12 protein-coding genes and 1 pseudogene are annotated in these 12,302 nt (G+C 70.8%); 7 read left to right on the top strand and 6 right to left on the bottom strand.

What is annotated here, in order from left to right; genetic code table 11:
• The 4 genes from ACFQW8_RS07040 to ACFQW8_RS07055 all read right to left on the bottom strand — a co-directional run bounded on the left by ACFQW8_RS07040 (position 1) and on the right by ACFQW8_RS07055 (position 3,767).
• A complete protein-coding gene (locus ACFQW8_RS07040; RefSeq protein ID WP_380086267.1) occupies positions 1-1,908 on the bottom strand; it encodes a penicillin-binding transpeptidase domain-containing protein in 1,908 nt (635 codons plus the stop codon).
• A 125-nt stretch (positions 1,909-2,033) separates the two neighbouring features.
• The gene (locus ACFQW8_RS07045; protein WP_380086268.1) at positions 2,034-2,651 is read right to left on the bottom strand and encodes a DedA family protein; all 618 of its coding nucleotides are present in this window, start codon (positions 2,649-2,651) and stop codon (positions 2,034-2,036) included.
• An 84-nt stretch (positions 2,652-2,735) separates the two neighbouring features.
• A complete protein-coding gene (locus ACFQW8_RS07050; RefSeq protein ID WP_380086269.1) occupies positions 2,736-3,338 on the bottom strand; it encodes a DedA family protein in 603 nt (200 codons plus the stop codon).
• Positions 3,339-3,353: 15 nt separating this feature from the next.
• On the bottom strand, positions 3,354-3,767 hold the full coding sequence (locus ACFQW8_RS07055) for a VOC family protein (RefSeq protein WP_380088618.1): 414 nt from the start codon (positions 3,765-3,767) through the stop codon (positions 3,354-3,356).
• Positions 3,768-4,049: 282 nt separating this feature from the next.
• Here ACFQW8_RS07055 and ACFQW8_RS07060 point away from each other — a divergent pair, with 282 nt between their 5' ends.
• The 6 genes and pseudogenes from ACFQW8_RS07060 (at position 4,050) to ACFQW8_RS07085 (ending at position 8,538) form a co-directional block, all read left to right on the top strand.
• Positions 4,050-4,940 (top strand): DinB family protein, encoded by an 891-nt coding sequence (locus ACFQW8_RS07060; RefSeq protein ID WP_380086270.1) that lies wholly within the window; start codon positions 4,050-4,052, stop codon positions 4,938-4,940.
• Positions 4,941-4,971: 31 nt separating this feature from the next.
• The gene (locus tag ACFQW8_RS07065; protein ID WP_380086271.1) at positions 4,972-5,223 is read left to right on the top strand and encodes a mycothiol transferase; all 252 of its coding nucleotides are present in this window, start codon (positions 4,972-4,974) and stop codon (positions 5,221-5,223) included.
• Between the two features lie 34 nt (positions 5,224-5,257).
• Positions 5,258-5,521: pseudogene (locus ACFQW8_RS07070) on the top strand (mycothiol transferase); the annotation flags it as partial.
• A gap of 146 nt (positions 5,522-5,667) precedes the next feature.
• A complete protein-coding gene (locus ACFQW8_RS07075) occupies positions 5,668-7,095 on the top strand; it encodes an FAD-dependent monooxygenase (protein WP_380086272.1) in 1,428 nt (475 codons plus the stop codon).
• 94 nt (positions 7,096-7,189) lie between these two features.
• A complete protein-coding gene (locus ACFQW8_RS07080; protein WP_380086273.1) occupies positions 7,190-7,711 on the top strand; it encodes a PadR family transcriptional regulator in 522 nt (173 codons plus the stop codon).
• The gene (locus tag ACFQW8_RS07085; protein WP_380086274.1) at positions 7,708-8,538 is read left to right on the top strand and encodes an alpha/beta fold hydrolase; all 831 of its coding nucleotides are present in this window, start codon (positions 7,708-7,710) and stop codon (positions 8,536-8,538) included. The genes ACFQW8_RS07080 and ACFQW8_RS07085 overlap by 4 nt, the downstream gene beginning before the upstream one ends.
• A gap of 72 nt (positions 8,539-8,610) precedes the next feature.
• Here the strand turns inward: ACFQW8_RS07085 and ACFQW8_RS07090 are convergent, their stop codons facing one another.
• Entirely contained in the window at positions 8,611-9,789 is a 1,179-nt protein-coding gene (locus ACFQW8_RS07090) for a zinc-dependent alcohol dehydrogenase (protein WP_380086275.1), read from the bottom strand.
• A gap of 222 nt (positions 9,790-10,011) precedes the next feature.
• On the opposite strand from ACFQW8_RS07090, the gene ACFQW8_RS07095 reads away from it, so the two are divergent.
• Positions 10,012-10,989, top strand: coding sequence for a DMT family transporter (locus tag ACFQW8_RS07095; protein ID WP_380086276.1), 978 nt, complete (start codon positions 10,012-10,014; stop codon positions 10,987-10,989).
• Here the strand turns inward: ACFQW8_RS07095 and ACFQW8_RS07100 are convergent.
• Positions 10,965-12,302: a hypothetical protein gene (locus ACFQW8_RS07100; protein ID WP_380086277.1), complete on the bottom strand. Its 1,338-nt coding sequence runs from the start codon at positions 12,300-12,302 to the stop codon at positions 10,965-10,967. The genes ACFQW8_RS07095 and ACFQW8_RS07100 overlap by 25 nt on opposite strands.

Genomic DNA, 12,302 nt, shown 5'->3' on the forward strand with positions numbered 1-12,302 from the left:
TCAGGCCACGGCGCGGAGGAACTCCTCGAGCAGGGGTCCGGCAGTGGTCGCGCCGCCCTCGCCCTCCTCGACGAACACAGCCACGGCCAGGTCTCCCTGGATCGCGATCATCCAGGCGTGCTCCTTGAGAGCGTCCGCGGGACCGAACTCGGCCGTGCCCGTCTTGGCGACGACAGGGGCGCCCGGCACGTCGGCGAGGAAGTCCGCGCTGCCCTGCTCGACGACCCCACGCATGAGGGCCTTGAGCTGCGCGCCCTCGGCGGCCGTGACCGGATCGGCGGGGGCCTTGGGCGCGGTGGTCGTGGCCGCCTCATCGGTGACGAGCCGAGGGGCCATGGGCTTGCCCGCGGCGATCGACGCCGCGACGGTCGCCATGCCGAGCGGTGACGCCTGGACCTTGGACTGGCCGATCATCGACGCGGCCCGGTCGGTGCCCGGCTGCGGCTGTGGCACCGAGCCGAGGAATCCCGGCACCCCGAGCGTCGGCTCCGCGGTGAGGCCCAACGCGGCTGCGGCGGTGGGCAACCCGGCCGGGGGGAGCTCCTCGCCCGCGCGGATGAAGGCGGTGTTGCAGGAGTTGGCGAAGGCCGTGCTGAAGGGGACCGAGCCCAGCGCGGATGCCGGATAGGTGTCGACGTTCTTGAAGGAGCGTCCGTCGACGGTGATGGTGGGCGTGCACACGACCCTGCTGGCCGGGGTCACCCCGGCGCGCAGCAGGGCCAACGTCGACACGGCCTTGAACGTCGAGCCCGGCGCGTAACGCCCCTGCGTGGCGGTCGAGACACCCTTGCCTCCCGGGCCGCTCGCAGCCGCGAGGACGTTGCCCGTGGACGGCTGGACGGCGACGATGGCCGAGGCCGACTCGACCTCCTCCAGGACGTCCTCGGCGGCCTGCTGCCGCGCGACGTCGAGGGTGAGGGTGACGGGCTTGCCGGCCGTGGCCTCGGAGGTGAAGAGGGTGCGATCCTCTGGTCCACCGTTCGCGACGACGGTCAGGCCCGGCTGGCCTGCCAGCTGCGTGTCGTATGCCGCCTGCACTCCGCCGATCCCCACCTCGTCGCCCGCGGCGACGCGGCCCTCGGACTTCTCGACGATCTCGGCGGTCGCGTCACCGACCACCCCGAGCAGGGGCCGGGCGAACGTGGAGGTGGGAGCGAGTGGGATGGTGTCGGCGACGAAGAAGACGCCGGGCGCGTCGAGCGCTCGGGCCGACGCCTCCTGCGGGCTGCCCTCTCGCACCGTGATCGCCTCGACGAACGCCTGAGGTCCGGCGTTCCGGACGGCCGTGACGTAGTTCGCGACGTTGATCCCGACCGCATCGGCGAGCAGCGGTGCGGACGCGAGCGCCTGGGGCGCGGTGACCTTCGTCTTGTCGATGCCGATGCGTGACACGGGTCGCGGCCGGACGATCCGCTGGCCCCCGGCGCCGAGGATCTCGGCCCGCGCCGGCTGCTCCCGCCTGATCCGCAGGGTCTCACCCTCGACGAGGTCGGGGGCGACGATCGCGGGCGACCACTCTGCCGCCCACGTGCCGTCGGCCTTGCGCACCGTCAGTGGCGTCTCGTAGGTCCATCGCTCGTCGGTCCCGGGCAGGGTCCAGACGTGCCTCAACGTGGCTTGCGCCGTGCCGCCGTCCGGTTCGGTCATCGAAGCGACCGTGACGGCGTGCTCGGCCTTGCCCATGCCCTTGAGGATCTCGGCGACGTCCGTCCGGGCATCGTCCGGGACAGTGCTGCCCGACGCCACCTTGCCATCGGCCAGGCCGGTCGCGACGCGGTCGACGGCTGTTCTGGCCGCCTCCTTGTCGCGCGACAGCCAGGTCATACCGCCCCACACGCCTCCCCCGACAAGCACCGCCAGCACGACGACCGTGACCCCCAGCTTGAATCCCCACCCACGCGAACGCACCTGCACAACCCCTCATCATCTCCGTGATCCGGGCGGACTGCCCGGCCTGACTCCATGTCACTCTGTCATCGTTCTGTGCTCGATGCGCACCCGGCAACGCCGTGCGGGCGATACTCACCACGCCTTCACAGGCGGTCGGCAGCGACCCGCTTCGGCGCCGGAATCAGGCGGGTGGCGCGCTCGATGACGACGGCCACCACCATGGCGACGGCCACGCCCACGAGGGCTGCGAGGAGCGGGTTGTCCCGCACCCAGCGGCCCGCGAGGGTCCCCACCCCGACCGACCACGCCGACCAGACGACACCCGAGAGCACCGTGAACCCGGCGAAACGGCGCTGCGAGTAGCCCGTCGCACCGGCTGCGAGATTGACCGCAGCGCGACCGACCGGGACCCAGCGCCCGACGACGACGATGACGGCCCCACGTCGGTCGAGGTGGCCGCGCGCCCAGACCAGTGCCCGCCGCCCGCGTGCGGTGCGCTCCAGCAACCGATCGAGGCGGGCGCGCCGCCCGAGGACGTAGGCGAGGTTGTCGCCCACCCACGCGCCCGCCGCGGCCGCGACGAACAACGCGAGCCAGTGCGGTGTGCCCGACGAGGCGCCGACCGCGGCCAACCCGATGAGGACTCCCTCACTGGGCAACGGGGGCAGCACCCCGTCGATGGCGAAGAAGACGAAGAGGGCAGGGATCAGCCACGGCGAACCCGAGTGGAGCTCGATGAAGCCGTTGACCGCCTCGACCATGGCAGCAGTCTGACCGCCCCGGACCCGCACCTCCGACGGGAGCCGCCGTGTTCACCCGACGCTCGCGAGATCGCCGCCCACTGGCTACGCAGCGTCCGTTCTCGTGGCCCGGGAGACGAACCGCTCGATGAGCAGCCCCACGACGAGGGCGAGCCCGATGCCGAGGGCCGCGGCGAGCAGCGGGTTGTCCTGCACCCAGCTCCCCGCGAAGGTCCCCAGAGCCACTGACCAGGAGGCCCACATCACCGCGGAGAAGGCGGTGAGGAGCGAGAAGCGGCGGCGCGGGTAGTGCGACGCACCCGCGGTCAGGTTCACGGCGACCCGCCCGATCGGGACGTAGCGGCCCACGACGATGATCACCGCGCTCTTGCGGTCCAGCTGCGTGCTCGCCCACTCCATCGCCCGTTGACGCCGATCCGTGCGTTCCATGAATCGGTCGAGGTGGCCGTGTCGCCCGAGGAGGTAGGCCCCGTTGTCCCCGATCCAGGCACCGGCCGCGGCGGCCAGGCCGAGCGCCAGCCAGTTCGGCTCCCCCGTCGAACCCCCCACCGCCGCGAGACCGATGAGGGCTGACTCGCTGGGGATGGGTGGGAGGATGCCGTCGAAGGCGGCGAAGAGGAACATCGCCGGGATGACCCACGCTGCTCCTGCGTTCCGGAGCAGGAGCTCGTTGACCGCCTCGACCATGCCCCGAAGTCTGTCCTACCCCACGAAGATGCAGAACGGGTGCCCGGCCGGGTCGGCGAGGACGTAGAGCGGCTCCTCGTCGTCGTCGGTGCGGTCGAGCCGCAGCTCGGCGCCGAGACGCAGGGCCTCGTCCTTGTGCCGCTCCAGCTCCTCGACGTCGTCGACGACGTAGTCGACGTGCAGCTGTTGCGGCACCGTGTGCTCGGGCCAGGTGGTCCGCTCGAGCCGCCCGACCTGCTGGAACGCGAGCCCGCGCGTGCCGTCGGGGTGCGTGAGGACGAGCCAGTCAGCATCGTCCACGCTGCCGTCGGTCGGCGGCTCGTCGCCTGCTCGGTAGACGAGCCCGAGCAGCTGCCGATAGAACTCGGCCAGCTCTCGGGGCCGCTCGCAGTCCAGCACCGTCTGCAGGTATGCCGGGTGCCCGCCCATCGTCGCTCCTTCACGTCGCGTGGTCGCCCTGTCCACCACGAACACAACCTAGGCGCGTCGGGCCCGCCTTTTCCAGTCTCGGGGCAGCGGCTCAACGTCGAGCGGCTCGACCTGGAGGTGGACCTGCCCCACCCTCGATCCGACCGACGAGCCGGAAGGCTTGCCACCCTTGCCCTGGCTGTCTCAGCTCGCCACCCGGCTTCACCGGCCAGCCGACAGATCGACACCACCGCAACCTGAACCGGACGCAGATCGTCCGGATCGGGTTCTACCGTTCCGTCCATGACGCAGACGGAGCCGACGGGACGCACCTTCCGGGACGAGCAGCTGTTGGGCACGAGCTTCGAGCACGTGGACCTCTCGGGTTCACGGTTCGACCGGGTCGACCTCAGTCGATCGACCTTCCGCTCGGTCGACCTTGCTGACGTCGACATCCGCAATGCGTCACTTCGCAACGTCCGGATGCGAGGCGTCGAGCTCCAGCAGGTGGAGATGTGGGGCCCGATGGAGGACGTGCGGGTCAACGGGGTCGACATCGGTCCCCTCGTCGAGGCCGAGCTCGACCGGCTCCACCCCGAGCGACGACAGCTGCGGCCCAGCGACGCCGACGGATTCCGGGAGGCGTGGTCGGTCATCGACGGGCTCTGGTCGGGCACGGTCGCTCGCGCTCGACGGCTCGAGGCGGTCGATCCGGACCTGCTGCACGAGAGCGTCGCCGAGGAGTGGTCGTTCATCGAGACGCTGCGCCACCTGTCCATGGCGACTGACTCCTGGCTCGGCCGCGCCATCCTCGGCGAACCGTCACCGTGGCATCCGCTCGACCTCCCGTTCGACGAGATGCCCGACATCCCTGCGGTCCCCCGTGATCGCGACGCAAGGCCGACGCTCGACGAGGCCCTGGTGCTCAGAGACGGCCGCTTCGACAGGGTGCGGACGTTGCTCGCCACCCTCACTGACGAGCAGCTCGGTGAGACGACCTCACCCATCGTGGGAGCCGGCTGGCCACCCGAGGGCGAGACCTTCGTGGTCAAGCACTGCCTCGACGTCCTTCTCGACGAGGAGTGGTGGCACCGGCAGTTCGCCGAACGTGACCTCACCGCGCTGGAAGCGCGGCTCGCGACGGACCCGGCCACCCGGCATACCGGCAGCTCGACGGGACGGGAGGAGTCATGACCGACCCGGTGCCGGGCAGCGAGGAGACACCGTGGGAGCCGCCTCTCGCGGGGGCCGAGGCGAGCAGGTGCTGGCGGCGCTCGAACGGCTGCGGTGGACGTTCCGGTGGAAGGCGGATGGTCTGCCTGCCGCCGCACTGTGCCTGCGCATCGGCAGGTCGTCGCTCACCCTCGGGCGGCTGCTCAAGCACTTGGCGGTCGTCGAGGACCAGACGTTCCGCAGCAAGCTGGCGGACGAGCCGATGCCGTCGGCGTTGGCAGGACAACGGCTGGGACGAGGATGACGACTGGGAGCACACCTCGGCCGACGACGACGACCCAGCGACGTTGTATGCGTTCTGGGAGGACGCCGTGGCACGGTCGCGCGCGACGGCGGCCGAGCGGCTCGAGACCGGCGGGCTCGACCAGCCCGTGCATGTGGGCGCGCACGGCCAGCACGCCAACTTGCGCCGGCTGCTGCTCGACCTGATCGAGGAGTACGGCCGCCACACCGGACATGCCGACCTGCTGCGCGAGGCTGTCGACGGTCGCGTGGGCGAGGACCCGCCCCCCGGATGGCGCCCGGCGAACGGTGCGACATGACGAAGGCAGGGACATGAGTCTCCCTGCCACTACCAAGATATAGCGCACCAGGGGGCTTGCCGCAAGGCCCCGGTCTTGGTTCACCATGGGGCCCGTACCGCGCGAAAGTCGTTGGCGCGCAACCACTTCATGGGACGGGGAGACGCATGCACGACGTGATCGTGGTGGGGGCCGGGCCGACCGGCATCATGCTGGCGAACGAGCTCAAGCTCCACGGGGTGGATGTCGTCGTCCTCGACAGGGACCTCGAACCCAATCCGATGGTCCGCTCCATGGGCCTGCATGCCCGCAGCATCGAGATCCTCGAGATGCGCGGCCTGTTGGACGATCTGCTGCCGCAGGGGACGACCCACCCGGCCGACGGCTTCTTCGCCGGCATCAGGACGAGCAAGCCGGTCGAGCTCGACACCACATACCCCTACACGCTGGCCATCCCGCAGCCACTTGTCGAGGAAGCCCTGCGCGAGCGCGCAGACGAGCTCGGCATCCCGATCCGCCGGGGTGTCGAGGCCATCGGTGTGAGTCAGGACGCCATGGGCGTGGACGTCGGGCTCTCCGACGGCACGACCCTCCGGGCACGCTGGGTCGTCGGCTGCGACGGGGGTCGGAGCGCAGTGCGGCGGCTGCTCGACATCCCCTTCCCGGGGGAGCCCGCGCGTCGACAGTGGATCCTCGGCGAGGCCGAGCTGACGACTCCGCTCGACGAGGTCATGGCCGTCATCCAGCGCGTCCATCAGACTCATCGCGGTTTCGGGGCCGGGCCGGTCGGAGACGGCGTCTATCGCATCGTCGCGGCCGCGGAGGTCGCCGACGAGGGTGCCCCACCGCCCACGCTCGAGGACCTGCGGACGCAGCTCACGGCATATGCCGGCACGGATTTCGGCGCACACTCGCCGAGGTGGCTGTCGCGCTTCGGCGACGCGACGCGGCTCGCGGAGCACTACCGCATCGGGCGGGTGCTCCTGGCCGGCGACGCCGCGCACGTGCATCCGCCACAGGGTGGGCAGGGCCTCAACCCCGGCCTGCAGGACGCGTTCAACCTCGGCTGGAAGCTCGCGGCGACCGTCTGCGGCACGGCGCCAGAGGGTCTGCTGGACACCTACGAGTCCGAGCGGCACCCCGTGGCCCAGGAGGTCCTCACGGTGACGCGCGCACAGGCCGAGCTCCAGTCGCCCGAGCCCGGCGCGCAGGCCGTCAGGACGCTCCTCGCCGAGGTGATGGAGCTCCCGGGTGTGCACGCCCACCTCCTCGGGAAGATCACCTCTCTGGGAGTCCGGTATGCCGTGGGCGAGGGTTCTGACCTGCTCGGTCGCCGTCAGCGCGACGTCACCTTCACCAGCGGCAGGAGGCTGTATCCGTTGCTGCACAGCGGTCGTGGCGTGCTTGTGGACCAGACGGGAGCGCTGTCACTCGAGGGGTGGGTTGACCGGGTCGACCTCGTCGCGGAGCGGAGCGACGAGCTCGGGGCGCCGGCGCTGCTGCTGCGGCCCGACGGACACGTCGTCTGGTCGGGCGACGGCGGACCGGATCTCCCCGAGGCGCTTGTGCGCTGGTTCGGTGTGGCTGCAGGCTGAGCGTCGGGAGCCGTGCGTCGTCGGAGCACGCCCCTCCTCCGCGACCTCCGCCAACTAGTAGACAAGTCCCCTAGTTGTGACGTCTACTAGTCGCATGGTTCTTCAGTTCGTGATCCTGGGCTTCCTCAAGCTCGCCCCGATGTCCGGCTATGACCTCAAGCGCCGGTTCGACTCCTCCGTCAACTACTTCTGGGCGGCCGACAAGGCACAGATCTACCGGACCCTGGCCGCACTCGTGGACCAGGGCCTCGTCGAGGTCCGGACGACGCGAGGCACCGCGGGGCCGCATCGCCAGGAGCACAGCATCACCGCCGCCGGCGAGGAGGCGCTGCACGCATGGCTGGTCTCCGACCTCGACCGGCAGACGTCCCGCGATTCCTTCCTCGCACGGGTCTTCTTTGCCGGCGACCTCGACGCCGAGGAGACAGCGATCCTGCTGGGGCGCAGACGCGAGGCGGCGCAGAGCCTCCTCGACACGGTCACGGCGATCCGCGAGAGCCAGGCAGAGCCGGTCGACCGGGCCGCGAGGTTGCGGCTCGCCACGGTGGACAACGGGGTGCGCCACGCTCGCGCCGAGCTGGAATGGCTCGACGACGTCGAGAAGGCCCTGTCGTGACTGGGGCGCTGACCGAGCCGTTTGCCCAGCTGCACCCTGCCTCCCGGCCCTCGCAAAGCCGGGACTCCCTGCCGGTGGTCCTGCTGCACGGCGGCAACGTCGCGAGCTGGATGTGGGAGCCACAGCTGGCGGCTCTCTCCCATCGCACGGTCATCACTCCGGACCTGCCCGGCTTCGGCTCACGCACCGAGGAGACATGGCCGGGGCTGGGTGGCGCCGCGGATGACGTCGTGCACCGGGTGGAGGCGTTGACCGGCCACCGTCGCTTCCACGTCGTCGGTCTCTCGCTCGGAGGTCTGGTGGCGCTCCACCTGGCCGCCCGGCATCCCGGATCCGTCGCCTCCGTGCTGGCCTCAGGGGCGCCGTTGCAGCCGGTTCGCGGACTCCACCGGTTGTCGGCACGGCTCCAGCTCGCACTGTGGGAGAGGCCCTGGTTCTGGCGGGCTCAGGCGGCGGCGTTCCGGCTCCCGCCGGACTCGCGCGGTCTCTATGTCAGCCACGGGCTCTCCGTGAGGCGCGACACCGCGCGGGGGATGTTGGACGAGATCCACGCGGGGGCGTCGCCGACCGGGCTCGACGCCTACGCCGGACCGATGCTCCTCGTGGCGGGAGAACGCGAGGCCCGGGTCGTCAGGACATCGATGAACACCGTCACCGACCTGCCCTCAGGGGCCCACACCCGCCTTGCTCCCGGCATGCACCACGTGTGGAGCATCGAGGACCCCGACCTCTTCGGCGACATGATCACGGCCTGGCTCGACGGACGGGTCGAACCACGGCTCCTCCCCGCGGACGAACGGGCGCGCGAGGTGCCAGGGGCACCATGACCAAGCAGGCGACCACCCTTCCTGGGAAGGATGATCGCCGTGCTCGACCAGCATCTGGGCGGCTGCGGTGGGTCAGGGCTTGAGGACGACCTTGATGCAGCCGTCCTCCTTCTTCTGGAAGGTCTTGTATGCCGCCGGCGCATCGTCCAGAGGCAGCCGGTGCGTTGCGAGGGTCTCGAGGCCGAGCGGGTCGCCGTCCTCCATGACGACGGGGACGATGTCGTCGACCCACCGCTTGACGTGGCACTGACCCATCGCCAGCGTGAGTCCCTTGTCGAAGAGCTCCATCATCGGCATCGGGTCGGCCATCCCGCCGTAGACACCGCTGATCGACACGGTGCCACCGCGGCGGGTCGCGCGGATGGCGTTGTGCAGGGCTGCCAGCCGGTCGATACCGGCCTTCTTCATGAGGGGCTTGGCCATCTTGTCGGGGATGAGGCCCACTGCCTTTATGGCGGCGGCGGCGGCCGGGCTCCCGTGGGCCTCCATGCCGACCGCGTCGAGGGCGCCGTCGACACCACGGCCGTCGGTGAGCTCGTGGATCGCGGCGGGCACGTCGTCCTCGGAGCTGCTGATGACGGTCGCGCCGTACTGCTCAGCCTTGGCCATCCTCTCCGGCACGTTGTCGACGGCCACGACCTGCAACCCACGGTGCGCCCCGATGGCGACCGCGAGCAGTCCCACCGGACCCAGCCCGAAGACCGCGAGGCTGCCGCCCTCCGGCACCGCGGCGAACTCCACGCCCTGCCAGGCGGTCGGGAGGATGTCCGAGAGATAGAGAAAGCGCTCGTCGCTGACACCCTCCGGCACCGGGATGGGGCCGAACTGCGCCTGCGGCACGCGCAGGTACTCCGCCTGGCCGCCAGGGACCGAGCCGTAGAGCTCGGTGTAGCCGAAGAGCGCGGCGCCCTTGTCCTGCGAGCGGACCTGCGTCGTCTCGCACTGCGCCATGAAGCCACGGGTGCACATCCAGCAGTGACCGCAGGAGATGTTGAAGGGGATGACCACCCGGTCGCCGGCGCGGATGTGGGTGACCTCGGGGCCGACCTCCTCCACGACTCCCATCGTCTCGTGCCCGAGCACGTCACCGACCGAGAGGAAGGGGCCGAGCGGTCCGTAGAGGTGGAGGTCGGAACCGCAGATGGCTGTGGAGGTCACCTTGATGATGGCGTCGTTGGGCTGTTCGATGCGTGGGTCGGGGACCTCCTCGACGCGGACGTCCTCCGGGCCGTGCCAGGTGAGTGCTCTCATGTCGTTGGTCCTTCCGTGTCGTCAGGCGGGCTCATGGTTCTGCCACCCCTTGCGTCTGGGGAACCCCTTCACGCTAGGACGCTCGACGAGCCGCGACCACCCCCCTTGGGGTGTGCCGCTTCGGTCTTGCGGGCGGCAGGCCGCTCCTCCTGGCGGCAACTCGCCCTCATCTGGCCGGAATCCGCTCGAAGAGTGTCCCGGCCTCCGCCTACCGTTGAGCGAGTGACAACCCTCTCCGCCGGCGCCGCACCCGCTCCTCGAGAGTCGGAGGTCGGCTCCGTCGACACCGCGCACCCGGGCCGCGGTGCGGGAGCGCTGGACTGGCGGGTCCTGGTCGCCATGAGCGTCACCCTCGTCCTCTGGGCGTCGGCGTTCGTGGCCATCCGCCACCTCGGCAGGGACGTGCCCGCCGGTGCGCTCTCGCTCGGCCGCCTGCTCGTTGCCTCGGCTGCCCTGTCGTTCCTGGTGTTTCGACGTCGGCCGACCTGGCCCCAGGGCCGCGACTGGTGGCTCCTCGTGGTCTGCGGGATCGGTTGGTTCGGGATCTACAACCTCGCCCTCAACGAGGCGGAGCGCCGGATCGACGCAGGCACCACGGCCCTGATCGTCCAGATCGGCCCGCTGATCGTGGCGTTGCTGGCGACCGTCTTCCTCGGCGAGCGCCTGACCCGGTGGCTGCTCGCCGGCATGCTCGTCGGCTTCGTGGGCGTCGCGATCATCGCCCGCGGCTTCTCGGGCGACGGCTCGGGCGACACCGTGGGGGTGTGGCTGGCCGTGCTGGCGGCCGTCACCTATGCGATCGGCGTGCTGGCGCAGAAACCACTGCTCGGACGTATGCCGGGTCCCGAGGTGACGTGGATCGCGTGCGTCATCGGGACGGTGGTCTGCCTGCCGTGGGCCGGTGACCTCGTCGAGGTGGTCACGGTGGCCGACGCCAGCACGCTGTGGTGGATCGCCTATCTGGGGATCTTCCCGACCGCCATCGCCTTCACCACCTGGGCCTACGTGCTCTCGCGCGGCGACGCCGGCAAGGTCACCCTGACGACCTTCCTCGTGCCGTTCATCGCGGCCCTGATCGCGTGGGCCCTCCTGGCGGAGGTGCCGCCGGCGCTCACCTTCGTCGGCGGTGGGCTCGCCATCGTGGGGGTCCTCCTCACGCGCGTCAGCCGCCGTGCTCAGCCGATGACCGTGAGCGAGTAGCCACCGACCTCCTCGAGCTCGGGGTCGGTGTGGGCGAACCGGAGCAGGTGGGCGCCCGGCTTGTCGCCGGCGATGGCCCGGGCGAGGTCGACGGCGTCGAGGCTCTGCAGGTCCCAGAGATGGAGCAGGCCCTCGAGCAGGGCGCTGCCGGAGTCGCCGTCCACGACGACGCCGATCTCGCCGTAGTAGTCGGGCCCGAGCTCCTCGATGAGTCGGCGACTCCCGTTCGGTTCGGCGAAGGGATGTCCGTCGCCGTCGCCGCCGGTGCGGTGGCGGCCACGGTCCCGGACCAGGCCGTGCTCGATGGCAAGCGTCCAGACCCGCGCACTGTCCGCGACCAGCCACCCGCCCTCGACCGCAAACATCGTGAGCAGATGCCGGCCCGTGCCGATGTCGACGCCCAGGCGGAGGGACTTCATGTCCGGGGCGCGCAGCCGTGCTGCTGACCCGAACTCCGACTTGGTCGTGCCGAGGACTCCGCGCAGGAGCGGGACGACGGCAGCGCCACCGTGGACGAGCTCCAGGGTGCCGGACCTGGTCACGGCCGCGCCGAGGGTGAAGAGCATCTCCTTCGCGCTCTGCGCTCCGGCGAGGATCGTGAGGTTGCGCTGCCCGACGTGACGGTCGTTGTTGGCGTCCAGGACGCCGTTCCACTCATCGAGGGGGCAGCTCACGGTCGCCATGAGGCACTCGTGACCGGTGAGGTCCGGGGGGATGTCCCAGGTGTGGTCGAGCTCGACGACGGCCATCGCTCCGGGACGCGTGCGGTCCTCCAGGTGCACCATCGCTCCGCCGATGAGGACAGGTTGGTATGCCGGGTTGCTCGGGTCCCCGCCGAAGAAGCCGGGGTTCACCGCCCAGGCGCGGACGTGGACGCCCATCGCCGGGAGGAGGCCGAGGTTCCAGATGCGGACGAAGACCCGGTAGCTGCGACCGGAGGTCGGGCTCGCGACGAGCTGGCTGGGGTCGTAGGGGCCGGTCCAGCCGGCGTCGATGAGGGCGATGTCCGGTGACTCCCAGCACGGCCGTGGCGGCCATGTCGGCCTCGCTCCACGGTCACCGGGACTGAACGCCCGGATGAGGAGGTAGGGGTAGACGTCCTCGCGACGCGGTCGGTGCTCGCCGCCGATCTCCTTGATGAGCGACTCGGCCTCGTCGCCCGCCTGACCCGGCTGCCAGTCCGGGTCGAGCTCACCGTCCGGGAGGTCGACGTGCCCGAACGAGCCGGGCGGGTCGGTGCCCCGCTGGGCCTCGTCCTCCTTGGGCGTGAGGACCGGGTGGTCGTCGTCGTCTCGCTTCGTCCTGCGCGACAT

This window comes from Knoellia altitudinis (assembly GCF_042666355.1).
Taxonomy (GTDB): Bacteria; Actinomycetota; Actinomycetes; order Actinomycetales; family Dermatophilaceae; genus Knoellia; species Knoellia altitudinis.

Coding starts and splice junctions, on each gene's coding strand:
- ACFQW8_RS07045 (WP_380086268.1), bottom strand. CDS start 2,651: ATGGTCGAGGCGGTCAACGGCTTCATCGAGCTCCACTCGGGTTCGCCG.
- ACFQW8_RS07050 (WP_380086269.1), bottom strand. CDS start 3,338: ATGGTCGAGGCGGTCAACGAGCTCCTGCTCCGGAACGCAGGAGCAGCG.
- ACFQW8_RS07055 (WP_380088618.1), bottom strand. CDS start 3,767: ATGGGCGGGCACCCGGCATACCTGCAGACGGTGCTGGACTGCGAGCGG.
- ACFQW8_RS07060 (WP_380086270.1), top strand. CDS start 4,050: ATGACGCAGACGGAGCCGACGGGACGCACCTTCCGGGACGAGCAGCTG.
- ACFQW8_RS07075 (WP_380086272.1), top strand. CDS start 5,668: ATGCACGACGTGATCGTGGTGGGGGCCGGGCCGACCGGCATCATGCTG.
- ACFQW8_RS07080 (WP_380086273.1), top strand. CDS start 7,190: ATGGTTCTTCAGTTCGTGATCCTGGGCTTCCTCAAGCTCGCCCCGATG.
- ACFQW8_RS07090 (WP_380086275.1), bottom strand. CDS start 9,789: ATGAGAGCACTCACCTGGCACGGCCCGGAGGACGTCCGCGTCGAGGAG.
- ACFQW8_RS07100 (WP_380086277.1), bottom strand. CDS start 12,302: ATGTCGCGCAGGACGAAGCGAGACGACGACGACCACCCGGTCCTCACG.